Below are 23628 nucleotides of genomic sequence, written 5' to 3' on the forward strand. Positions count from 1 at the left end.
CTAACTCAAGAGCCGGACGGCGGTGATCAGGCTGCGCGCCACGTCGGCGACGCGGCGGCTTTCGTTCATCGCCGTCCGGCGCAGCAAGGCATAGGCCTCCTCTTCGGAAATGCCGCGGCTCTTCATCAGGATGCCCTTGGCCTTGTCGATGATCTTGCGGTCCTCCAGCGCCTGCCGGGTGCGGTGGAGCTCCTCGCGCAGGCGGTGGAAGGCGTTGAAGCGGCTGATCGCCATGTCGAGGATCGGCTTGACGCGCTCCTTGCGCAGGCCGTCGACGACATAGGCCGAAACGCCCGCGTCGATGGCCGCCTCGGTTGAGGCCTTGTCGCTCTGGTCGACGAACATCACCACCGGCTTGGGCACGCTGCGGGAGACCTGGAACATCTGCTCGAGCACGTCCCGGTTGGGATTTTCAAGATCGATGAAGATGACGTCGGGATCGGCCTCGACGATCTGGCGCAGCAATTGCCGCATGTCGGTGATGACGGTGATCCGGCTGTGCCCGGCCTCGCGCAGCCCCTCGTCGATCACTGACGCCCGGACCGAATCGTCGTCGATCAACAGGATATGCAGCGGCGCGTCCTTCATGGCCGCATATTCGCGGAGGCCCCGCCGCACCGCAAGGTCATAGACTGTGCAGGCGGGGCCGAGGGAGGGCGCGGACGCGCCGGTCAGCTCAGCACGATGCCGCCGCAGACATTGAGGGTCTGGCCGGTCACGAAGGCCGAGGCGTCCGAGGCGAAGAAGCAGGCGGGGCCGGCGACGTCCTCGGGCTGGCCGAGGCGGGCGAGCGCCGTCTTCTCGATCCAGCGGTCTGCGTTGGCCTTGTCGGCGAGGTTGGTGCGCCCCATGTCGGTGACGATGATGCCGGGGCACAGGCAATTGGCCGTGATCCCGAACGGGCCGACCTCCTGCGCGAGCACGCGGGTGAAGCCCATCACTGCCGCCTTCGAGGCGGAGTAATGGGCCTGGTTGGGCGCGCCATGCTTGCCGCCGATCGAGGCGATGTTGACGATCCGGCCGTAGTGCCGCGCCTTCATATGCGGCAGCAGCGCCTGCACGACCAGGAAGGTGCCCTTGGCGTTGACGTCGAGGACGGCATCCCATTCGCCTTCCTCGAGGTCGTCGACCGATTTCGAGATGAGGATGCCGGCATTGTTGACGACGGCATCGACCTGTCCGGCCTCGGCGATCGCTTTGCCGACCATCGCCTGGACCTCGCTCTTGCTGCTGACGTCGGCGAAGACGGTCCAGGCCCTGCGCCCCAGCGCCCGGATCTCGCCGGCGACGGCCTCCAGCTGCGCCGACTGGCGCTCGATGTCGTTGACGACGACGTCGAAGCCTTCGGCGGCGAGGCCGAGCGCGATGGCGCGGCCGATGCCGCGGCTGGCGCCGGTCACGAGGGCGACGCGTCCGTTCGACGGCTTGGTCATGGCGTTTTCCTTCCCTTTGTCGTTCGTCGCCGGCGGCGAATGCTTACCTGAAGAACCGGATCTCGGTGGTCATGACGGCGAGGCTGACGGCGGCGAGCATGACGAGGCCGCGCACCTCGTTCTGGCCCCAGAAGGGCGCGCCGAGCAGGTTCAGCCCGTTGTTGAGCATGCCGATGATGACGACGCCGACCAGCGTGCCCTGCACCGTGGCGCGGCCGGGCTTGAACGCGGTCATGCCGAGGAACACCGCCGTCAGGCTGTCCATCAGATAGGCATCGCCGGCGCCGGACTGGCCGCTGCCGAGGCGCGCCGTCAGCATGACGCCGCCGATGGCGGCTCCGAGCGCCGAGAGGACGAGCGCCACGACGCGGGCCCGGTTGACGTGGATGCCCGACAGCCGCGCCGCATGGATGTTGGCGCCGGTCGCGATGATGTTGCGCCCGAGCCGCGTGCGGTTGAGCAGCACATAGAAGACGATCGCCACCACGGCGGCGATGACCACGGGAACCGGCACGGCGCCGAACAGCTTGCCCTTGGCGATGTAGTAGAAGCTCTCGGGCATCGGCTCGTAGATCGAATCGCCGTTGGTGTAGGCATAGTTGAGGCCGAGCACCATCGGCCCCATCGCCAGGGTGGCGATCAGCGAGGGAATGCGCAGCACGGTGACCAGCAGGCCGTTGACGAGGCCGACCGCCACGCCCGCCAGCATCGAGAGCAGGATCGCCACCGCGACCGGCTGCCCCGACCAGGCGATCAGGCCGGCGACCAGCACGACGGCGAGGCTGGCGACGAAGCCGATCGACAGGTCGAACTCGCCGCTGGCGACCGCCACCGTCAGGGCGGACGAGATCACCGCCAGGACGGAGATCTGGATCAGCACATTGCTGAGATTGCCGACGGAGAGGAAGCGGTCGCTCGCCAAGGCGAAGCCGGCGAAGATCAGGACCGCGGCCATCACGGTGCCGTACCGCGCGATCAGCCCGCTGAGATCGAGGCGGCCGGCCTCGGCGGCCGGTGTGTTCGTGCTCATGATCAGTTCACCTCAAGCAGCAAGCGTTCTTCGGAGAAATCGGCCCGGTCGAGGCATGTGCCGATCGATTTGTCGGCGACGCAGTAGATGCGGTCGCACAGCTTCAGCATCTCGGGAAATTCGGCGCTGGCGATGAGGATGCTCGCACCGCCCCGCGCGAGGTCGCGGATCAGGCCGTAGAGCTCGGCCTTGCTGCCGACGTCCACCCCCTCGGTGGGATTGTCGAGGAGCAGGAGCGGCCTCGCCTTCCGGCTGCCATTGTCCATGCGGATCAGCCAGCGGCCGAAGGCGACCTTCTGCTGGTTTCCGCCCGACAGCTGGAGAATGTCCTGCCCGCGGCTGCGGCATTTGATGGCGAGGCGGCGGGTGGCCTCCTGCGCCGCCGCCGCGATGCCGCCGGCCTGCATGAAGCCGAAGCGGCTCTTTTCCGCCAGCGATCCGGTGAGCAGGTTCTCCTCGACCGACAGGCCGGGGAACAGCGCCTTCTTCAGCCTTTCGTCGGCGACGAGATAGACGCCGCGCGCGATGGCGTCCGGCACCGTGCGGGGACAGCCCGGCTCGCCATTGACCAGGATGTCGCCGCCGACGGGCCGGGGGCCGTCGCCGGCGAGCGTCTCCAGCACCTCGGTCTGGCCGCCGCCGAGCACGCCGGCGATGCCGACGACCTCGCCGGCATGGACGGTGAGCTCGGGAACTCGGAGCCCGGCGATCGTCGTGTCCTCAAGGCGGAGCGTGACCTTGCCGTGCACCTTGGAGCTCGACCAGTCGGTATCCTCGATGGCGCGGCCGACCATGCGGTGCACGATCTCTTCCGGCGTGGTCTGCGCCACCGGCCCGTCATGCACCTTGCGCCCGTCCTTGAGCACGACGACATGGTCGCATTGCTCGAAGATCTCGTTGAGGTGGTGGGAGATGAAGATGATGGCGAGGCCCTGCGCCTTCAGGTCCCGGAGGAAGGCGAACAGCTTCCGGCTCTCGTTGAGGGTGAGCGAGGCGGTGGGCTCGTCGAGGATGAGGATGGCCGGCTCGCTGACCAGCGCCTTGAGGATATCGAGGATCTTGTTCTCGCCGAGGCCGAGCTCGCCGCATTCGCGGTCGAGCGCGATATCGATGCCGAAACGGGACGCGATCCGCCGCGCCTCGGCATAGAGGGGGCCGTTGCGGATGAAGCCGGCGCGCAGCGGCTCACGCCCGAGCATGATGTTCTCGGCCGCCGTCAGGCAGGGAATGATGGCGATCTGCTGATGCGCCACCGCGATGCCCGCCGCATGGGCGTCGCCGACGGACTGGATCGTCACCGGCCGGCCGTCGATGCGGATCTCGCCGCGGTCGCTCCTCAGGGCGCCGCAGATGATCTTGATCAGCGTCGACTTGCCCGCGCCGTTGGCACCGACCACCGCCAGCATCTCCCCGCCCCTCAGATCGAGGTCGACGTCGATGAGGGCCGGGTGGCCGTGGAAGCTCTTGCCTATCCCGCGCGCGCTGAGGCGCGGCTCCGCCGGGGCCACTGTCGCATGCATTGGTCGTCTCCGCTTCGGCGAGTCCGACGGGCGAGCGGGAGGGGCCCGCCCGTCGGCATCGGCAGGCTACATCCCGGCGAGCGCGCGGTCGCGATAGATGTAATAGAGGTCCTGCGCATTGTAGGTCGGCGTGTTGGCGTCGGGGATGTTGACGCCCTTGACCAGCAGCGGCGCGGGGAACTCGACGGTCGGCACCGGCACCAGCTTCTTGACGTCGCCGCCCTTGCCGACGATCTCGTTGATCAGCCAGCCCGTATAGGCGCCCCACACTTCGAAGGCCTGCGCGGTGGTGGCGAGCAGCGGATAGTCCGGCTTGCGCATGCGGTCGAGCGCGGTTGGATGCCCGTCATGGCCGATGACGAAGATCTTGTCCTGCAGGCCGCGCGAGGCGATGACCTCGGCCGCCGCCATCGCCGGCTCGTCCCACGGGCACCAGATCACGTCGAGATCGGAGCCGTAGCGGGTCAGCCAGTCGCTGACGGTGTTCTGCGTGGTCTCGTAGAAGCCGGAATACTGGATGACGTGCTCGTCCTTGAGCGAGATCCACTCGTTCTCGGTCAGCGCCGTCTTCATCACCTTGCCGCGCTTGCGGGTGCCATGGTGGAAGTTCGCGATGACGGCGCAGATATTGGCCGACGTCTTGCCCTTGGCGAGCAGCGTGTCGATCATGAACTGCACGGTCTGCGCGCTCATCGCGTAATTGTTGGAGGTGATGTCGGCGATGGCGGGCGACTGCCAGCCCGAATCGAGGCTGAAGAACGGAATCTTCGAGCTCGTCAGGCTGTCGAGCGCCGCCTTGGCCGCCGTCAAAGTGCCGTACATCACGAGGATGGCGTCGGACTTGGCGGTGATCGCATCCTCGATCTGGCTGACCAGCTGGCCGGGATCGCCCTTGGCATCGGTCTGGTTGATCTGCCAGACCTTGTCGAGGCCGGTCTTCTTCAGCCATTGCTGGAGCCCCGCCCAGGAACGCTGGTCGGACTGGGCCGACATCTGCTGGGCGACGACGGCGACCTTCAGGGGCTTGGCCGCCTGGGCATAGGCCGGGGTGCTGCCGAGCGTGAACTGGGCGAGCTGCGTGCCGCCGAGCACCGCGGCGGCGCCGGCCAGGCCCATGCCGCCGAGAAGGCCGCGGCGGGTCGGCCGTGCGATGTCGGGTTTTTCTTCATCCATCATGTTTCCTCCGGTTTCGAATTGATCTTCGGCGTTGTTCTTGTTCTTGCTGTTGGGCGGCTCTCAGGCGATGAGGGCCGCCAGCCTTTGCGGCTGGTCCCATTGGGGCATGTGACCGGCTTCCGAAATGAAATGGACGGGCGTGGCGCTGCCGGCGGCGGTGGCCTGGATCCAGGGAATGATGCGATCCTCCAGCCCCCAGACCAGGCGGGCTTTGCCCTGGCTGGCCGCGAGATCGGCGACGATGTCGACCTGCTGGCGCCCGTCGCGCACCAAGGCGGCCGCGAGGGCGTGCAGGCGCCCGCCGCCGAGCGAGGCGGCCATCGCGTCGAGCTGCGCAGCCGACAGCACGGGCGGGCGCAGCGCCACGCGGCGCAGGAGGTGGGCGAGGCCGCCCCCAGTGGCGGCATGGGCCATGCCGTCGATGAAGTCGGCATCGATGGCGCTGCCGAGGCCGGCCGGCGCGATCAGGGTGACGCGGCCGAGGCGGGCGCCGAGCCGGGCGGCGAGGCGCATGGCGACGGCGCCGCCGAGCGAATGGCCGACCAGTTCGGCATCGGCGAGCGGCAGCGCGTCGAGGAAGGCCGCAACGGCGTCCGTGAGGCCGTCGAGCCCTGCTTCCTCGAAATCGGTGGCGCCGTGCCCCGGCAGGTCGGGCGCGACGACCCTGCGCCCCTGCCGGGCGAGCAAGGCGGCGAGGACGGCCCAGGTCTGGCTGTCGCCGCCGAAGCCGTGCAGGAGGAGGACCGGCGCGCCCGCGCCGGCCTCGTTCCATGTCCGGTAGGCGATGCGCCCGGCCGGAACGGCACAGAAGCGGATCCTCGGATCGTCGGCCGGTGCGGGCCGGCCGGTGGCGGCGACGAGACGCTCGACGTCATGCGCCTGGATCCGGGAGCGGCGCCCGGTGCCGCTGACGGTCTCGATGTCGATGCCGTTCTGCCGGGCGAGACGGCGGGCGAGCGGCGTGGCGCGCGACCGGCCGGCGGCGGCCGCAACGGCCGCGGGGGGAACGGGCGGCGCCGCGGGGGCGACGACGGGAGAGACAGGAGTGGCGGCGGGGGGCGCCGGAGCGGCGGCCTCGGCTTCGCCCGTCCCGCCTTCATAGCGGCACAGCGGCTCGCCGACATTGATCTGCGCCCCCTCGGCGGCGAGGATCTCGACGAGCACGCCGTCGCTCAGCGCCGGCAGTTCCACCACCGTCTTGTCGGTCTCGATCTCGACGATGGTCTCGCCGCGCTTGAAGGCGTCGCCGGGCTTCTTGAGCCAGCCGGCGACCCTTCCCTCCTCCATGGTCTCGCCCAGGCGCGGCAATGCAAGGATCGAAGCCATCAGCGCACCATCTTCTCGATGCTCTCGACGACGAGGTCGACCGTCGGGATGCTGGACCCTTCGAGCGCCTGCGACACCGAGATCGGGATGTCCTCGCCGGCGATGCGCAGGACGGGGTCCTCCAGATAGTCGAAGCATTCCTCGGAAATGCGGGCGCCGAGTTCGGCGGACACGCCCGCGGTGAGGACGCCTTCGCTCAGCGCCACGGCGCGGCCGGTGCGGTTGACCGAGGCGATCACCGTCGCCATGTCGAGCGGGTTGAGGGTGCGCAGGTCGATCACCTCGGCCTCGATGCCGCGCGTCGCCAGCGTCTTCGCCGCGTCGAGGGCGACATGCACCATGCGCGAATAGGTGACGATGGTGACGTGCTCGCCGCGGCGGCGCACCACGGCCTTGCCCCAGGGCGCGTCGGGCGTTTCGAGGTCGGCCTCCTCCTTCCTGGCATAGAGCGATTTGTGCTCGATGAAGACCACCGGGTCGGGCAGCGTCAGGCTGTGGCGCAGGAGATGGTAGGCGTCGCCCGCGGTGGCGGGCATGGCCAGGCGCAGGCCCGGCGTGTGCATGATCCAGGCTTCGAGGCTCTGGGAATGCTGAGCCCCGGCCGAGCGGCCGGTGCCGCCCTGGGTGCGCAGCACCATGGGAACGCCGATCTGGCCGCCGAACATGTAACGGATCTTGGCCGCCTGGTTGCCGACCTGGTCCATCGTCATGCCGAGGAAGTCGACATACATCAATTCGGCGACCGGACGCAGCCCGGTCATCGCCGCGCCCACGGCGGTGCCGATGATCGCCGGCTCGCTGATCGGCGTATCGATCAGCCGCTCCGGTCCGAACTGCCTGATGAGGTCCTTGGTGACGCCATAGGCGCCGCCATAGAGGCCGACCTCCTCGCCGATGACGACGACGCTGTCGTCGGCGACCATGGCGTCGTGCAGGGCCTGGCGCAGGGCGTCGCGGTATGTGATCTCGACCATCGCTCTCTCCTCAGACGCGCGCCAGGATGCGGTCGATGCGGCTGCGCGCCGGCTCGGGCTCCGGCTGGCCGGCGCCATAGACGTCGCGGAACATCGAGGTCAGCGGCGGCGCCGGGGAGGCCGCGGTGAAGTCGATGGCGGCGCTCATCTCACGGGCGATCTGCGCATCGAGCGCATCGAGCTGCTCCGGCGTCGCCAGGGCCCGGGCGAGCAGGCCGGCGCGGGCATGCGCCACCGGATCGCGCTTGCGCCCGGTCTCCTCCTCCTCCGCGCTGCGATAGGGGCTCTTGTCCATGCGCCCGTGGCCGTAGAAGCGGAAGCAGGACACCGCCATGAAGCCGGGCTGGCCGGCCCGCGCGGCATCCATCATGCCCTGGGCGGCCTGGAACACGCTCTCGACGTCCTCGCCGTCCACCATCTCCGCTTTCAGGCCGAACGCTTCGGCGCGCTTGTCGAAGGCGGTCGAGCGGGTCGCCCGGTCGATGCGCGTGCCCATGCCGTATTGGTTGTTGATGCAGACGAACAGCACCGGCAGCTCCCACAGGGCCGCCATGTTCATGCTCTCATAGAGGATGCCTTGCTGCATGGCGCCGTCGCCGAAGAAGGCGACGGAGACGGCATCCTTCTTCTGCCGCTTGTAGCTGAGGCCGGCGCCAACGACATGGGGAATGCCGCCGCCGACGATGGCGTTGGCGCCCAGATGCCCCAGCGCCATGTCCGCGATGTGCATCGAGCCGCCCTTGCCACGGCAATAGCCCGTCTCCTTGCCGCCGATCTCGGCCATCATGCGGTCCGGCTCGGCGCCGCGGGCCAGGAAGATGCCGTGGCCGCGGTGATGGGTGGTGAAGCTGTCCTGCGGCTTCATCGCCGCGCAGACCCCGGCCGCGGCCCCCTCCTCGCCGATGGACAGGTGCAGCATCGACCCGGCCGAAAGGCCCCGCACATAGAGTTCGCCCACATGCTCCTCGAAGGTGCGGATGCGACGCATCGTACGGTAGAGATCGAAAAGGGGCAGGTTGGACGACATGGGAACCACCGGAATCGGATCGGGAGACGGGCCTGGCCTCAGGCCCGTGCGGGATTGAAGGGCTTCAGCGCCGGATAGAGCTGCGCGTAGCGCCTGTAGAGATCGTCATAGAGCGCGCTTTCCCGCGGCCGCGGCTCGATGCGCCGGCCGGGACGGACCATCGCCGCCATGCCCTCGTCGATGCTGGCGAAATGCCCGGCACCGACGCCGGCGAGGATCGCCGCGCCCAGCGAAGGCGCCTCGGTGGACGCCGGCACGCTGACCGGCAGGCCGGCGGTGTCGGCGTGGATCTGCAGCCAGAGGTCGGAGGAGGTCGCGCCGCCGCCGATGGTGATCTCGGTCGCGGTGAAGCCGGCGCCCCTCATGCCGTCGAGGATGGCCCGGGTGCCGAAGCAGATGCCCTCGATCGTCGCCCGGAACAGATGCGGCATGCCGTGGCCGAGCGTCAGGCCGACGAAGGCGCCGCGGGAGAGGGCATCGACATAGGGCGTCCGGTTGCCCTGGAAATGATCGAGCACCAGCAGGCCGTCGCAGCCGGGTTCCAGCGCCGCCGCCTCGGCGTTGAGCGCCGCCAGGTCCAGCGTGCCGCCGGCCAGGCGCCGCAGCCAGTTGATGATCGAGCCGGTCGAGGTCTGCCCGCCCTCGATGATGTGGAGACCGGGATAGACGGCGTCGGCATAGGTGCCCCACAGGCCGTCGACCGAGACGGGCGTCGCCGACACGCCGAACATCAGATGGGAGGAGCCGGTGATGAGCGCGAGCTGCCCGGGCTTCGACACGCCGAGGCCGATCATGCCGATGAAGGCGTCGGCCCCGCCCTGCGCGACCTTGACGGACAGGCCGAGGCCGAGATGGGCCGCCGCCTCCGCCGTCAGCGTGCCGATGACGTCGCCGGGCGCCACCACGTCCGCCGGCCATTTGTCGAGCAGGGCTTCCATGCCGAGCTTGGCGACGAGGCTGCGGGGATAGCCGCCGCGCAGCGTCGAGTAGTGCCAGCGCATGGAGACGTTGTCGAGGCTGGCGCAGCGTCTGCCCGTGAGGCGCAAGCTCATGAAATCCTGGTATTCGCAGATGGTGGCGGCCCGCTCGAAGATCCCGGGCTCGTGCCTGGCGATCCAGCGCGCCTTCGGGATCATCCATTCGGCGGAGACCGGGCCCCGGCCGTTGCAGTTCACCACCAGAGCGGGATCGCCGGTGGCGAGCACTTCCGCGGCCTCGGCCTCGGCGCGCACATCCATCCAGATGATGGCCGGACGCAGCGCCTTGCCGGCGCGGTCCAGCGCCACCACCGTGCAGCTGGTGGTGGCCAGGCCGATCGCCTCGACCGCATCGGCCGGGATGCCGGCTTCGCCGACCGCCCGCCGGACGGCGATGCCGAGCGCCTTCCACCAATCCTCGGGATCCTGCTCGGCGCGGGCGCCGGGCGAAAAATGCGTGTCATAGGCATGGGAGGCCGAGCCGAGGCATGCGCCCGTCAGGTCGAACACGCGGGCCCGCAGGCTTTCCGTACCGCCGTCGATGCCGATCACGAAACCCATAGGCAGCCTCCCCGCACCGGTCTCCGCCGGATCGCGTCTGCACATTTGTTTTTGCAGACGACATTTGATCTACATTTGATTTGATTGCCGGCACTTGTCAATATGGTTCGTCGCCAACCCCCGCGGATGCCATGCTGACTCTGAATCTGGCCCATGAGACCGATGACGCCCTGATCGTGCGGGTGGCGTGGCTCTATTACGTCGCCGGCCTCAACCAGGAGGAGACGGCCTCCCGCCTCGGCCTGCATCGCAGCCGCGTCAACCGCATGCTGTCGGAAGCGCGGGACCGCGGGCTCGTCAGCATCACCATCAACCATGAATCGGCGCGGGACATCGGCGTCGAGCACGCGATCGCCCGCGAGTTCGGGCTCGACTTCTGCATCGCCACGCCGACCATCGGCTTCTCGCGGCAGTCGGCCGATCCCGAATTGAAGCGGATCCAGAGCGTGGTGGCGCGGCGGGCCGTCGGCAATGCCGGCGCCAATTTCCTCAGGGGCAAGCTCGGGAGCGGCCCGATCACCGTCGGCGTGAGCTGGGGGCGGACGATCGAGCAGGTCGCGCTGCAGCTGGCCGGCGTGCGCAATCCGCAGGCGCGCTTCGTCTCGCTGATCGGCTCGCTGACGCGCAATTCAGCCTCGAATCCTTTCGAGGTGGTGCAGGCCTTCGCCGCCCGCACCGGCGGCGAGGTGCATTTCCTGCCCGTGCCGTTCATCGCCGATTCGGTCGCCGACCAGCAGGTGCTGATGTCGCAGCGCATGGTGATGGACGCGGTCGAGATGGCGCGGGCCGCCGATCTCTATCTGATCAGCCTCGGCGAATTGGAGGAGACGGCGGTCCTGCGGCTGCAGGACATGATCTCGGCCGACGAGATGCGCAGCGTGCGCGACAGCGGCGCGGTCTGCGACACGCTCGGCAAGCTGTTCGACATTCACGGCCGCGAAGTGCCCCACTCCCTGACCGAGCGGAGCCTGGCGGTCGACACCGCCTATCTGAGGGGTCGCAATGTCGTGCTGCTGGCCGCTGGGCTCGAAAAGACCATCCCCGCCATATCGCTGCTGCGCAGCGGCATCGCCCGCGGACTGATCATCGACGGCGACACCGCGCTCGCCGTCGCCGAGCATATCGGCGCGGCATCGGGCGGCCGCAGCCTTCCCGGGGCCGGCCGCTGATCGCCGCCGGACGCAGCGGCCTCCCGACCGTGCCGATGGCGGATGGCGGATGGCGGCGCCCCCTCCGCATGCGCGTTCGAAGGCTGGGGATGCACGAGGGCCGTTCATTCCGTCCGGGGCGTGTCCCTCTCCGACAACAGGCGAACGCCTCGGGCGTCTCCACCGGAGGCGATCAGGCCGGCCAGGTCGCGCACCGTGCGCATGTCCAGCAAGGCTTCGACATCGGGTTCACGGCCGATGCGCTCCTCGATCTCCAGCACCAGGGTTTCGAACGTCACGCTGTCGATCGCCTTGAGTTCATAGATGCTCGCATCGTCCCCGATCTCGTGCTTCGGGACGGCCAGGCAGGAGGCGAGGATATCCTTTGCCGTTTCCAGAGCGTCCATATCGGTACAGCCGCCTCGCATCCGTTCAAAGCCGGATCACCGGCGGGACCGTCATTTGCACAAATCCGGGAAGCTGATGCTCTTCAGCACGGCGAAGGCCAGCAGATCCTCGCGCTTGCCGGAGGCCAGCAGGACGGCCTCGCGCAACCGGGCTTCGTAGTAGAAATCCGAACCGATCAGCTCGAACAGGACTTTCCGGTTGCTGGCCAGCACATGGGCGATCACCTTGTCGACGCCGCCATGTTCCATGAAATTGCGGATCAGGGGGCGCCCGATCTCCGCCAGCACGCGCTGGCCGCGCCAGGCCTTGTCGCCGATCGCCGCCGTCATTTCCGCCGTGCGCTGGCGCGGATTGATATCGAGGCTGCAATAGCCGATCAACCCGGCGCCTGGCCGGGTGAAGATGCCGAAAAGATAATTGGGCGTCTCCGCCAGGGCCTGGATCCGCCTCTCGATCGCCTCCGCCGTCCATTCTTCCCGCACGAGGTTGAGCCCGCGCAGCATGTCGGGATCGGCGAACCAGCTGCAGAATTGGGCGTCGACGTCGGCCACCGCAAGGCTGCGCAGCCGAAAGCGTTCGGTATCGATGAGGACCGGCCGCTTTGGCGCCGGCCGCACGAAGGACGGCGGCAGGATGGAGGGGCTCCAGCCGCCCGGCCTGGATTGACCGGTCTGCGGCCCGAACCGGGTTGGCATGCGAGCCATGACGCCTCTTCAACAGTCGAATCGCCGCAAGACAAAGGCCATCGCGCCGGTGAAAGGCTGAACCCGCGGATGCTTCCGGCGGAAGCGCCCGTCCCGGGTCCGACAAGATCTCCGGCAGGCCGGGATCAGAACCTGTAGTTCAGCCCGACGTCGAAGGTGAAGACCTGCGGGTTGGAACTCGCCCTGATCGTGCTGGTTCCGCCATTGCCGTCACCGGCCACGAAGGTCGCACTGTGCTTGGGATATAGGGCATACAGCCCTTCCGCGCGTATCGACCAGTGCTCGTCGAACGCATATTCGAGACCGAGGCCGCCGATAAAGCCCACTTGCGTCTCGGAACTCGTCCCGAATGGCGACGGGCTGCTGAAGAAGGTATGCCATGCCGTGCCCGCGGACAGCTTGTCGTCGCGTATGGCCACGCCGGCGGCGACATAAGGCAGCCAATTGTCGAATGCATAGCCGAGACGGCCGCGCAGCGACCCGCCCCACTCGCTGCTGTCCTTCACCGTCGTCGCGGCATAATAGGGGCTGCCATACGAGGCAATGGCGGACTGCGAATTCTTCGACGAGCCGAAGTCGGCGTCGGCCTCGAAACCCAGCACGACCTGGTTGATCTGATAATTATATCCGCCCTGCACGCCGCCCTCGAAGCCGAGGCCGGAATGAAAGCCGGACCTGGAAACGTCCGCGGATTTGTTCTGCACGGACGTCGCCGCCGCCTTCAGCTTGCCGCCGGTGTCCGTACCGCCGACATGAGCGCCGACATAGAAGCCCGTCCACGAAAACGGTTCGGCGACGGGCGCCGAGGGCTCCACCGGATTCGGTGCGAGGTCGGTGGCGAAGACCGGCGTGGAGAAGGCCGTCGCAAGGATCAAGGCCAAACGCAGTTTCATTTTCAGCCCAATCAGCCTCGGAAAGGATAACATGATCATGTTACCTCGCCTCGATATCGCCGCATATTGCGTTTGCGCAACATCCGGGAAAAATTGCTTCGGCGAGCTCGGGCCGGCCTCGCTTCGGACGCAGGCGCGCAGCGTCTCGGCTGCCCCGCATTGATCAATCCAGCCCGACGAGATTGCCGGAGAGGTAGAGCGCCTTCGCACCGGCCCGCGACAGCTTGCCGGACGAGGTGAAGGGCAGGCTTCCGGGTCGGACCAGCACGACATGCGCCGCCACGCCCTGGCTCGAGGCAATGGCGGTCGCCACATCCCGTCTGCGGCCGGAGCGTTCCAGGGCAGCGGCGAGGCTGCATTCCACCAGCACCGTCAATTCGTCGCGACCATCGGCCGTCTCCACGGCGAAGGCCGCCACGCTGCCCGGGCGCAGGCCCGGAAGCTGCTCGATCGCCCATTCGACGTCCTGCGGCCAGATATTGCGGCCATTGTGCAGGATGAGATCCTTCGCCCGCCCCGTCACGACGAGATCTCCGTCGAAGCGATAGCCGAGGTCACCGGTGTCGAAGAAGCCGTCGGGACCGATTGCGGGGGTGCCGGCCTGCGCATCGGCGACATACCCCGTCATCAGGCTCGGACCACGGACGAGGATGCGGCCGATCACCCGATCGGCGACAGGCGAACCGGCGCGGTCGACGATGACGATGTCATGGCCGTCCAGGGGCTTGCCGCATATCGTGAACAGGCGCGCCTCCGGCCCCGATGCCGGAACGGCGCGATGGCTCCCCTCGAGCGCGGACCGATCGACCCGGTCGACGGGAATTTCCCCCTCCGAGCGGGCGAAGGAAATGGCGAGGGTCGCTTCCGCCATGCCGTAGCTAGGCAGGAAGGCCTTCTCGCTGAAGCCGCTCGTCGCGAGGGCGGCGGCAAAGGCCTTGAGGCTGTCTGCCCGGATCATGTCGCCCCCGACGCCGGCGATGCGCAGATGCGACAGATCGATGGCTGTTTCGTCGCTGCCCAGCCGCCTGACCGCAAGCTCGTAGCCGAAACCCGGTGCATAGGTGATCGTCGTGGCATTGTCGGACATCAGCTTCAGCCACAAGGCAGGGCGGCGGGCGAAGGACGAGGTCGCGAGATAGTCGACCGGACACTGGCCGAGCATCGGTGCGATCGAAAACCCGACCAGCCCCATGTCGTGGTAGAAGGGCAGCCAGGAAAAGCTCCTGTCCGCCGGCGTCAGCCGCATCGCCTCGGTGAGGATCGCGCGGGTGTTGGCGAGAATCGCCCGCTGTCCGATCCTCACCCCCTTGGGGCTGGCGGTCGAGCCGGACGAAAACTGGATGTAGGCGTCCTCGTCGGGCGCGAACGGCGCGAGGTCGCCGATATCGGGACGCTCCGCCAGCGCGCCATAGGACAGGGCGTGCCCGGACCAGCCCAGCCTGCCCGCCTCCTGGACGAGGGAAAGCAGATCGCCCGTCGCGAGTGCCAGCGACGCATCGGCCGCGCGGAGCAGCGCGGCGATACGGGCCTTGTACGCCTCGCGCCCGCCCATATAGACGGTGTGCGGCAGCGGACACGGGACGAGGCCGGCATATTGGCAGCCATAGAACGCGGCCAGGAAGTCCGGCCCGGTCGCGGCGATCAGGCCGACGCGGCTGCCTCTCGGATATCCGAGCGACCCGAGGCGGCGGGCCGTCGCCGAGGCCCGGACGTGCAGGTCGCGATAGCTCAGCGCCTGCTCCATTTCGCCCCGCGAGGAATAGAAACGCAGGCCCGCCTCGCTCCGCGCCGCGTAGTCCAGGCCCTCCCACAGGGTTTGGAAGTCGGCAAGGCGCTCGGGAAGGCGGTCCTGCTCGCGCTCATCGATCATGCTCGGGCGGCCTCGGCGCGATTGGCCCGCCGCTCGCGCTGCGGCGGCGGAAGGCTGCTCCGTCGGACGCGCGCCTCCTCGATGGAACCAGATAGCGCCATGCGCCACCGTTCGTCCATCGACGCGGCGCGATCACCGCGCCTGGATGTCGAGCCGCCGATTGACCAGGAACAGCGCCAGCAGGGTGCAGAGGGCGCCCGACAGCAGATAGCCGCCGGAGGAGATCAGCCCGAAGCGGCTCGACAGGAACAGCGCCACGAAGGGCGCGAAGCCCGCGCCGAACAGCCAGGCGAGATCCGAGGTCAGGGCGGAGCCCGTATAGCGGTAGGTATTGGAGAAGTTCGAGGCGACCGCGCCGGAAGACTGGCCGAAGGAGACCCCGAGCAGGATGAAGCCGACGACCATGAACACCGTCTCGCCGATCTCCCCGCCGTTGAGGAGCTGCGGTGCGAAGCCGCTGAAGGCGGCGATGGCGGCTGCGGAGACGCCGAGCAGGGTCCGGCGTCCGACGCGGTCGGCGATCGGCCCGGAGGCGATGATGGCAAGGAGACCGAAGACCGCCGAGATGATCTCGATGACGAGGAAGCGGGCGGGATCCTCCTGGGTGAACAGGAACACCCAGGACAGCGGGAAGACCGTCACCATGTGGAACAAGGCGAAGCTCGCGAGCGGGGCGAACGCCCCTACCACGATGGTCCGGCCCTCGGTCCGCACGGTATCGATGACCGGCGACGGCTCAAGGTCCCGGCTTTCGTAAAGCCGGGTGAATTCGGGGGTCATCACGAGGCGCAGGCGCGCGAACAGCGCCACCACATTGATGGCGAAGGCGACGAAGAAGGGATAGCGCCAGCCCCATTCGAGGAAGTCGGCGGCGGACAGGCTGAGGATGAAATAGGCGAACAGCGCGCTCGCCACGATCAGGCCGAGCGGAGCGCCGAGCTGCGGGATCATCGCATACCAGCCGCGCCGCTCCTCGGGAACGTTCAGCGCCAGCAGCGAGGCGAGGCCGTCCCAGGTGCCGCCGAGCGCGATGCCCTGGCCGATGCGGAACACCGCGAGCAGCAGGGCCGAGACGACGCCGATCTCCTCATAGCCCGGCAGGAAGGCGATGGCGACCGTCGTGGTGCCGAGCAGGAACAGGGCGATCGTCAGCTTGACGCCGCGGCCATGCGCCCGGTCGACCGCCATGAAGATGACGCTGCCGACCGGCCGCGCGATGAAGGCGAGAGCGAAGATCGCGAAGGAATAGAGCGTGCCGGTGAGCGCGTCGACATAGGGGAAGACGAGCTTGGGGAACACCACGACGGACGCGATGGCGTAGACGAAGAAGTCGAAGAACTCGGACGTCCGCCCGATGATCACGCCGATGGCGATCTCCTGCGGACGGACGCTGCCGCCATGGGCGTTGAGCCGCTTGGCGTCCGCCTCGAGCGAATGTGACGTCGGGGTCGCGGTGGATGCGCTCATGCTTCGGACATGCTCCTCGGTCGCGCCATTTCAATTGGGCGCCGCTCGGCGCCGGTCCAGACCCGCCTGTTTCTCACGGATCGGGCAAGGCGGTGATTGGACAAACTGTCCAATCGCCCTCCCCCCGGCCAGGCGGTAGCGAGAGGCCCGAGAACATCGTCCGCAACCACAGGACCCCGTCGTGGCTCGTCTCCGCATCCTCGCCCTCCTGCCGATCCTCTTGCTGCTTGGCGCCTGCAACGCGATCGTACTGTCGCCTCCCGGCGATATTGCGGCCCAGCAAGGCAGGCTCGTGATGATCTCGACCGGACTCATGCTGGTCATCATCCTGCCGGTGATGGCGCTGACGGTGCTGTTCGCCTGGCGCTACCGCCAATCGAACAAGGCAGCGATCTACAAGCCCGACTGGGACCATTCCACCCAGCTGGAGCTGGTGATCTGGTCGGCGCCGCTGCTGATCATCATCTGCCTCGGCGCGATCACCTGGGCGAGCACGCATCTTCTCGATCCCTACCGGCCGCTCGGGAACGCTTCGGCCGGCAAGGCCGCGGGCGCCGCCGTGAAACCCCTGGCGGTCGAGGTCGTCGCCCTCGACTGGAAATGGCTCTTCATCTACCCCGAATACGGCATCGCCTCCGTCAACGAGCTGGCGGCGCCGGCCGGCCGGCCGATCGATTTCCGCATCACCTCGTCCTCGGTGATGAACTCCTTCTACATCCCGGCCCTCGCCGGCCAGATCTACGCCATGCCCGGCATGCAGACGCGGCTGCACGCGGTGATGGGCACGGCCGGAACCTATGAGGGCTTCTCCGCCAATTACAGCGGCGCCGGCTTCTCGGGCATGCGGTTTGCGTTCCACAGCCAGGACGGCGCCGCCTTCGACAAATGGACGGCCGAGGTCAAGGCGGCCGGCGGCATGCTCGATCGCAGCGGCTACCTCGCTTTGGAGCGGCCGAGCGAGAACGAACCGGTGCGCCATTACGGCGCCGTCGATCCCGGGCTGTTCGCCGCCATCCTCAACATGTGCGTCGAGCCCGGCAAGATGTGCATGAGCGAGATGAGCGCGATCGACGCCAAAGGCGGCCTGGGCCTGGAGGCCGTCGGCAAGACCCTGCCCCTGACCTACGACAAATATGCCCGCCGCGGCGCAGTGTTCGGTCCGGCCCGGAGCTATGTCGCCTCGCTCTGCACCCCCGACGACATCCGCGGCGAAGCGCCGCGCCCGGTCGCCGACCCTGCCGCGCCCAACGCCTCGCCCCTGCGCGGCGCCGGGCTGCCCTGGCCCGGCCTGCTGCCCTCGCGCTTCCAGTTGCCGGCATCCGCCAGCCGTCCCTCGAATTCCTGATCCCGCGGAGCCCTTCCGATGTTCGCTGATTCCGCTTTCCTCAAGATGATCTTCGGCAGGCTGACGCTGGAGGCCTTGCCGATCCACGAGCCCATCCTGGTCGCCACCTTCGCCGCCGTCGCGCTCGGGGGCATCGCCGTGCTCGCCGCCCTCACCTATTTCAGGCTGTGGGGCTATCTGTGGACGGAATGGTTCACCAGCGTCGACCACAAGCGCATCGGCGTCATGTATATGGTGCTCGGCATCGTCATGCTGCTGCGCGGCTTTTCCGATGCGATCATGATGCGCCTGCAGCAGGCGATGGCCTTCGGCGGCTCCGACGGATACCTGCCGGCGCATCATTACGACCAGGTGTTCACCGCCCATGGCGTCATCATGATCTTCTTCGTGGCGATGCCGCTCGTCACGGGGCTGATGAACTTCGTGGTCCCGCTCCAGATCGGCGCCCGCGACGTCTCTTTCCCCTTCCTCAACAATTTCAGCTTCTGGATGACGACCGCCGGCGCCATCCTCACCATGATGTCGCTGTTCGTCGGCGAGTTCGCGCGTACGGGCTGGCTCGCCTACCCGCCGCTGTCGGGCATCGGCTACAGTCCCGATGCGGGGATGGACTATTACATCTGGTCGCTGCAGATCGCTGGCGTCGGCACGCTGCTGTCGGGCGTGAACCTGATCGCCACCATCATCAAGATGCGCGCCCCCGGCATGACCATGATGAAGATGCCGGTCTTCACCTGGACGGCGCTGTGCACCAACGTGCTGATCGTCGCCGCCTTCCCGGTGCTGACGGCGGTGCTCGCTTTGCTGTCGCTCGACCGCTATGTCGGCACCAACTTCTTCACCAACGACTTCGGGGGCAACCCGATGATGTATGTGAACCTGATCTGGATCTGGGGCCATCCGGAGGTCTACATCCTCATCCTCCCCTGCTTCGGCATCTATTCGGAAGTCGTCTCGACCTTCGCCGGCAAGCGCCTGTTCGGCTATTCCTCGATGGTCTATGCCTCCGTCGTCATCACCATCCTGTCCTATCTCGTCTGGCTGCATCACTTCTTCACGATGGGCTCGGGCGCGAGCGTGAACTCCTTCTTCGGCATCACGACGATGATCATCTCGATCCCGACGGGTGCCAAGATCTTCAACTGGCTGTTCACGATGTATCGCGGCCGCATCCGCTTCGAACTGCCGATGATGTGGACCGTCGCCTTCATGCTCACCTTCGTGATCGGCGGCATGACGGGCGTGCTGCTGGCGGTGCCGCCGGCCGACTTCGTGCTGCACAACAGCCTGTTCCTGGTCGCGCATTTCCACAACGTCATCATCGGCGGCGTGGTGTTCGGCCTGTTCGCCGGCATCAGCTACTGGTTCCCCAAGGCCTTCGGCTTCAAGCTCGACCCGTTCTGGGGCAAGCTGTCGTTCTGGTTCTGGGTGGTCGGCTTCTACTTCGCCTTCATGCCGCTCTACGTCCTCGGGCTGATGGGCGTGACCCGCCGCCTGCGCGTGTTCGAGGATCCCTCGCTGCAGATCTGGTTCGTCATCGCCGCCTTCGGCGCCGCGCTGATCGCGCTCGGCATCCTCTGCTTCCTGATCCAGATCGTCGTCAGCATCCGCGACCGCGAGAGGCTGCGCGACCTGACGGGCGATCCCTGGAACGGGCGCACGCTCGAATGGTCGACCGCCTCGCCGCCGCCGGCCTACAACTTCGCCTTCACCCCGGTCATCCACGACCTCGACGCCTGGTACGACATGAAGCAGCGCGGCTATGTCCGCCCGTTGGAAGGCTTCCGCGCCATCCACATGCCCCGGAACACCGGCGCCGGCCTCGTGCTCGCCGGCCTGAGCCTGGTCTTCGGCTTCGCCATGGTCTGGTACATGTGGTGGCTGGCGGCGGCGGCCTTCGTCGCCCTGCTCGCCGTCGCGATCGGCCACACCTTCAACTACAACCGAGACTTCCACATCCCCCTCGACGAGGTCGCCCGGACGGAGGGCGAACGGACCCGTCTCATCGCCGGACAAGCCTGACATCATGAGTACGACGACGAGCCTCGCGCCGGACGGCGCCACCCTACCGGTCTTCTACGAAACCGAGGAGCATGCCCACGCCGACGGCGCGAGCACCATGCTCGGCTTCTGGATCTACCTGATGAGCGACTGCCTCATCTTCGCGGTGCTGTTCGCCACCTATGGCGTTCTCGGCGGGAACTATGCGGCGGGGCCCTCCCCCAAGGACCTGTTCGACCTGCCGCTGGTGGCGGTCAACACCTCGATGCTGCTGCTGTCCTCGATCACCTACGGCTTCGCCATGCTGGCGATGGAGAAGGGGCGGATCCGATCGCTCCAGATCTGGCTCGCGGTGACCGGCCTGTTCGGGCTCGCCTTCATCGGCATCGAGCTCAGCGAGTTCTCCCACATGATCGCCGAAGGCGCGACGCCGCAGCGCAGCGCCTTCCTGTCCTCCTTCTTCACCCTGGTCGGCACGCATGGCCTGCATGTGAGCTGCGGCCTCGTCTGGCTGGCGACCCTGATGATCCAGGTGTCGCGCAAGGGCCTCATCCCGGCGAACCGCCGCCGCCTGATGTGCCTGAGCATGTTCTGGCACTTCCTCGACATCATCTGGATCGGTGTCTTCACCTTCGTCTATCTGATGGGAATGTTGCGATGACCGCTGACGCTGCCCCCCACGAGTCCGGCCATCACGGCCATGGCGAGAGTCACGGCTCGCAGAAGAGCTACCTGATCGGCTTCGTCCTGTCGGTCGTGCTGACGGCGGTGCCGTTCTGGCTGGTGATGACCGGCACGCTCGACTCCAAGCTCGGGACGGCCCTCGCCATCATGGTCCTGGCCGCGGTGCAGATCGTGGTGCACATGATCTATTTCCTCCACATGAACGTCCGCTCGGAAGGGGGGTGGACGATGATGGCGCTGATCTTCACCCTCGTGATGGTCGTCATCACCCTCAGCGGCTCGATCTGGGTCATGTATCATCTCAACATCAACATGATGCCCGGCCACGACATGAGCCAGATGCCATGATGACGGCGGCTCGCGCGGGTCGCCCGGCCGGGCGGCCGGCGCGGGCAGCCGGTCCCGCCGCGGAGGGCCTGGCGCGGCGGCCGCGATCCCTGCGCACCCTCCTCGCCCTCGCCCTCGTGGCGGCCTTCGCCGTGATCGGGCTGACGAGCCTGGGCGTATGGCAGATCGAACGCCGCGCCTGGAAGCTCGACCTGATCGCCCGCGTCGACCGGCGCGTCCATGCGGCGCCCGCACCGGCACCCGGCCCCGCGGCGTGGCCGGCGCTCAATGCCGGCGACGACGCCTATCGGCGCGTCGCCGTGGGCGGCCGCTTCCTCGCCGGCCGCGACGCCCTCGTGCAGGCGGTGACCGAGCGGGGCGCCGGCTATTGGGTGCTGACGCCGTTCCAGGCCGATGGCGGCTTCGTGGTGCTGATCGACCGCGGCTTCGTGCCGGCGGACGCGGCCAAGCACATCCCGGCCTCGCAGGCGACGACGGTCACCGGCCTGCTGCGCATGACCGAGCCCGGCGGGGCGTTCCTGCGCCACAACGATCCGGCGGGCGGCCGCTGGTATTCGCGCGACGTGGCCGCCATCGCCGGCGCGGCCGGCCTGCCGCAGGCGGCGCCCTATTTCATCGACGCCGACGCCACGGCCGCAGACCCGGGCGCCCCGATCGGCGGCCTGACGGTGATCGCCTTTCCCAACAACCACCTGGTCTACGCGCTGACCTGGTTCGGCCTCGCCCTCATGGCGGCGGGATGGAGCGTTTTCCTGGCCCGCGATGAATGGCGTCTTCGCCGGAACGCCGTTTCGGAGCAGAATGCAGGCCCGAGGCGGCACGCATTCCAGGAGACTCATGTCGATTCGTGAGTGGCTGATCCCATACCCGCTCAAGCCCGCAACGGGTGCGACCGCGGGAAGCACCGCCTCCGGCGCCAATGCGCTGGCCGCGGCGGAAGACCTGACCGACCGCAAGAACATGGCGCTGATGATCCTGCTGCGCTGGATCGCCGTGATCGGGCAGGTCGTCACCATCGTGGTGGTGCACGCCGCCCTCGGCATCGCGCTGCCGCTCGCCCCGATGGCCGGGGTGCTCGGCGCCCTCGTCGGTCTCAACCTGATCAGCCTGGCCTGGCTGAGGCATCGCGGCGTCGTCGCCAATTTCGCGCTTTTCGGCGCCCTGGTATGCGATGTCCTGGCGCTGACGGCGCAGCTCTATCTCAGCGGCGGGGCGACCAACCCGTTCATCTTCCTGTTCCTGCTGCAGGTCACCCTCGCCGCCGTGCTGCTCGACGCAAGGCTGACATCGGCCATCGTCGCCCTCACCGCCGTCAGCTTCGCCGGCCTCATCGTCTCCTATGAGCCGCTCGCACTGCCGGGCGGCGATACGAGGCGGCTGTTCGATCTCTATATCGCGGGGGCCCTCGTCTGCTTCGTGCTCGACGCCAGCCTGCTCGCCGTCTTCGTCTCGCGCATCAACCGCAACCTGCGCGAGCGCGATGCCGGGCTGGCGGCGATGCGGCAGCATGCCGCCGAGGAGGACCACATCGTGCGGATGGGCCTGCTCGCCTCCGGTGCCGCGCATGAGCTCGGCACCCCGCTATCCTCGCTCGCCGTCGTCCTCAACGACTGGCGGCACATGCCGATGCTGGCCTCCGACCCCGCCATGCTGCAGGAAATCGACGAGATGCAGGCCGAGATCGGCCGCTGCAAGGCCATCGTCACCGGCATCCTGCTGGCGGCCGGCGAGGCGCGCGGCGAAGCGCCGACCGTCACGAGCCTGAACAGCTTCCTCGACGGCCTGGTGCGCGACTGGCGGACGGCGCGCGGCACGCCCATATTGTCCTATATCAACGCCGTCGGCAGCGACATTCAGATCGTCTCGGATTCCGCCCTGAAGCAGGTCCTCTTCAATGTCCTCGACAACGCCCTGGACGTCTCGCCGTCCTTCGTCGGCCTCACGGTGCGCCGGGAGGACGGCATCCTCGTGCTCGAGGTCAGGGATGACGGTCCCGGCTTCGCCCCGGAGATGCTGGCGCAACTGGGCAAGCCCTACCACTCGACCAAGGGCAAGCTCGGCGGCGGGCTCGGCCTGTTCCTGGTCGTCAACGTGGTCCGCAAGCTCGGCGGCTCCGTCTCGGCGCACAACCATCCGGGCGGGGGTGCGGTCGTGAGCCTGAGACTGCCGATCGCCGCCATCGAGATCGGAGCGTCGCGCCATGCCGCCTGACCGCCAGCTGATCATCGTCGAGGACGACGCCTCCTTCGCGCGCACGCTCAAGCGCTCCTTCGAGCGGCGGGAATACGAGGTCCTCCTCGCAACCAGCCTGCAGGAGATGCAGGCGCTGCTGGAAAGCCATTCGCCCGGCTACGCCGTCGTCGACCTCAAGCTGAGCGGGGTGTCGGGCCTTGCCTGCGTGGAGGCCCTGCACCAGCACGACCCGGACATGCTGATCGTCGTGCTGACCGGATTTGCCAGCATCGCCACCGCCGTGGAGGCGATCAAGCTCGGCGCCTGCCATTACCTCGCCAAGCCTGCGAACACCGACGACATCGAGGATGCCTTCGGCAAGGGCGCCGGCGACAGCCGCGTCGGCCTCACGCCCCGCCCGACCTCGATCAAGACGCTGGAATGGGAACGAATCCACGAGACCCTGGTCGACACCGACTTCAACATCTCGGAAACCGCACGCCGCCTCGGCATGCATCGCCGGACGCTGGCGCGCAAGCTCGAGAAGCGACGGGTGAACTGACC

Annotated in this window: 22 protein-coding genes; 8 read left to right on the plus strand and 14 right to left on the minus strand. The window is 67.9% G+C overall.

Annotation, left to right across the window (positions count from 1 at the left end; all coding sequences use genetic code 11):
• The 9 genes from J3R73_RS25520 to J3R73_RS25560 form a co-directional block, all read right to left on the minus strand.
• Positions 1–588 (minus strand): ANTAR domain-containing response regulator, encoded by a 588-nt coding sequence (locus J3R73_RS25520; protein ID WP_307433915.1) that lies wholly within the window; start codon positions 586–588, stop codon positions 1–3.
• A gap of 83 nt (positions 589–671) precedes the next feature.
• Positions 672–1433 (minus strand): SDR family NAD(P)-dependent oxidoreductase, encoded by a 762-nt coding sequence (locus tag J3R73_RS25525; RefSeq protein ID WP_307433917.1) that lies wholly within the window; start codon positions 1431–1433, stop codon positions 672–674.
• Between the two features lie 43 nt (positions 1434–1476).
• Entirely contained in the window at positions 1477–2463 is a 987-nt protein-coding gene (locus tag J3R73_RS25530; protein WP_307433919.1) for an ABC transporter permease, read from the minus strand.
• A gap of 2 nt (positions 2464–2465) precedes the next feature.
• Positions 2466–3983 carry a sugar ABC transporter ATP-binding protein gene (locus tag J3R73_RS25535; protein WP_307433922.1) on the minus strand — a complete coding sequence of 506 codons (1518 nt, stop codon included), beginning with the start codon at positions 3981–3983 and terminating at the stop codon, positions 2466–2468.
• Positions 3984–4049: 66 nt separating this feature from the next.
• Positions 4050–5156 (minus strand): sugar ABC transporter substrate-binding protein, encoded by a 1107-nt coding sequence (locus tag J3R73_RS25540; RefSeq protein ID WP_307433924.1) that lies wholly within the window; start codon positions 5154–5156, stop codon positions 4050–4052.
• Between the two features lie 63 nt (positions 5157–5219).
• A complete protein-coding gene (locus J3R73_RS25545; RefSeq protein ID WP_307433926.1) occupies positions 5220–6485 on the minus strand; it encodes an acetoin dehydrogenase dihydrolipoyllysine-residue acetyltransferase subunit in 1266 nt (421 codons plus the stop codon).
• Positions 6485–7459 carry an alpha-ketoacid dehydrogenase subunit beta gene (locus J3R73_RS25550; RefSeq protein ID WP_307433928.1) on the minus strand — a complete coding sequence of 325 codons (975 nt, stop codon included), beginning with the start codon at positions 7457–7459 and terminating at the stop codon, positions 6485–6487. The genes J3R73_RS25545 and J3R73_RS25550 overlap by 1 nt, the downstream gene beginning before the upstream one ends.
• Positions 7460–7469: 10 nt before the next feature.
• The gene (locus J3R73_RS25555; protein WP_307433930.1) at positions 7470–8486 is read right to left on the minus strand and encodes a thiamine pyrophosphate-dependent dehydrogenase E1 component subunit alpha; all 1017 of its coding nucleotides are present in this window, start codon (positions 8484–8486) and stop codon (positions 7470–7472) included.
• A 38-nt stretch (positions 8487–8524) separates the two neighbouring features.
• The gene (locus tag J3R73_RS25560; protein WP_307433932.1) at positions 8525–10024 is read right to left on the minus strand and encodes an FGGY-family carbohydrate kinase; all 1500 of its coding nucleotides are present in this window, start codon (positions 10022–10024) and stop codon (positions 8525–8527) included.
• 131 nt (positions 10025–10155) lie between these two features.
• Here J3R73_RS25560 and J3R73_RS25565 point away from each other — a divergent pair, with 131 nt between their 5' ends.
• Complete coding sequence (locus J3R73_RS25565; protein ID WP_307433934.1) at positions 10156–11193, plus strand: sugar-binding transcriptional regulator; 1038 nt, start codon at positions 10156–10158, stop codon at positions 11191–11193.
• Positions 11194–11297: 104 nt separating this feature from the next.
• On the opposite strand, the gene J3R73_RS25570 is transcribed toward J3R73_RS25565, so the two are convergent.
• From J3R73_RS25570 to J3R73_RS25590, 5 genes are all read right to left on the minus strand, one after another.
• Positions 11298–11579, minus strand: a complete 282-nt coding sequence (locus J3R73_RS25570; RefSeq protein ID WP_307433935.1) for an acyl carrier protein — start codon at positions 11577–11579, stop codon at positions 11298–11300.
• A gap of 51 nt (positions 11580–11630) precedes the next feature.
• On the minus strand, positions 11631–12284 hold the full coding sequence (locus tag J3R73_RS25575; RefSeq protein WP_307433936.1) for a GNAT family N-acetyltransferase: 654 nt from the start codon (positions 12282–12284) through the stop codon (positions 11631–11633).
• 125 nt (positions 12285–12409) lie between these two features.
• Positions 12410–13165: an outer membrane protein gene (locus J3R73_RS25580; protein ID WP_307433938.1), complete on the minus strand. Its 756-nt coding sequence runs from the start codon at positions 13163–13165 to the stop codon at positions 12410–12412.
• A 175-nt stretch (positions 13166–13340) separates the two neighbouring features.
• Positions 13341–15047, minus strand: coding sequence for a fatty acyl-AMP ligase (locus J3R73_RS25585; RefSeq protein ID WP_307433940.1), 1707 nt, complete (start codon positions 15045–15047; stop codon positions 13341–13343).
• A 132-nt stretch (positions 15048–15179) separates the two neighbouring features.
• On the minus strand, positions 15180–16514 hold the full coding sequence (locus J3R73_RS25590; protein WP_307433941.1) for an MFS transporter: 1335 nt from the start codon (positions 16512–16514) through the stop codon (positions 15180–15182).
• Positions 16515–16695: 181 nt separating this feature from the next.
• Here J3R73_RS25590 and cyoA point away from each other — a divergent pair, with 181 nt between their 5' ends.
• Genes cyoA through J3R73_RS25625 form a run of 7 tightly spaced genes read left to right on the plus strand, consistent with a single transcriptional unit; the run spans position 16696 to position 23626 of the window.
• Positions 16696–17859: a ubiquinol oxidase subunit II gene (cyoA, locus tag J3R73_RS25595; RefSeq protein WP_307433943.1), complete on the plus strand. Its 1164-nt coding sequence runs from the start codon at positions 16696–16698 to the stop codon at positions 17857–17859.
• Positions 17860–17877: 18 nt separating this feature from the next.
• Positions 17878–19881 carry a cytochrome o ubiquinol oxidase subunit I gene (gene cyoB / locus J3R73_RS25600; protein ID WP_307433945.1) on the plus strand — a complete coding sequence of 668 codons (2004 nt, stop codon included), beginning with the start codon at positions 17878–17880 and terminating at the stop codon, positions 19879–19881.
• Positions 19882–19885: 4 nt separating this feature from the next.
• Entirely contained in the window at positions 19886–20521 is a 636-nt protein-coding gene (cyoC, locus tag J3R73_RS25605) for a cytochrome o ubiquinol oxidase subunit III (RefSeq protein WP_307433947.1), read from the plus strand.
• The gene (cyoD, locus tag J3R73_RS25610) at positions 20518–20892 is read left to right on the plus strand and encodes a cytochrome o ubiquinol oxidase subunit IV (protein ID WP_307433949.1); all 375 of its coding nucleotides are present in this window, start codon (positions 20518–20520) and stop codon (positions 20890–20892) included. Before cyoC ends, cyoD begins: the two co-directional genes overlap by 4 nt.
• A complete protein-coding gene (locus J3R73_RS25615; RefSeq protein WP_370880112.1) occupies positions 20892–21743 on the plus strand; it encodes an SURF1 family protein in 852 nt (283 codons plus the stop codon). Before cyoD ends, J3R73_RS25615 begins: the two co-directional genes overlap by 1 nt.
• Positions 21730–23103, plus strand: a complete 1374-nt coding sequence (locus tag J3R73_RS25620; RefSeq protein WP_307433953.1) for an ATP-binding protein — start codon at positions 21730–21732, stop codon at positions 23101–23103. The genes J3R73_RS25615 and J3R73_RS25620 overlap by 14 nt, the downstream gene beginning before the upstream one ends.
• Positions 23093–23626, plus strand: a complete 534-nt coding sequence (locus J3R73_RS25625; protein WP_307433955.1) for a response regulator transcription factor — start codon at positions 23093–23095, stop codon at positions 23624–23626. The genes J3R73_RS25620 and J3R73_RS25625 overlap by 11 nt, the downstream gene beginning before the upstream one ends.
• The last annotated feature ends 2 nt before the right edge of the window (positions 23627–23628 follow it).

The sequence above is a fragment of the Labrys monachus genome (assembly GCF_030814655.1).
In the GTDB taxonomy this organism is placed as follows: Bacteria; Pseudomonadota; Alphaproteobacteria; order Rhizobiales; family Labraceae; genus Labrys; species Labrys monacha.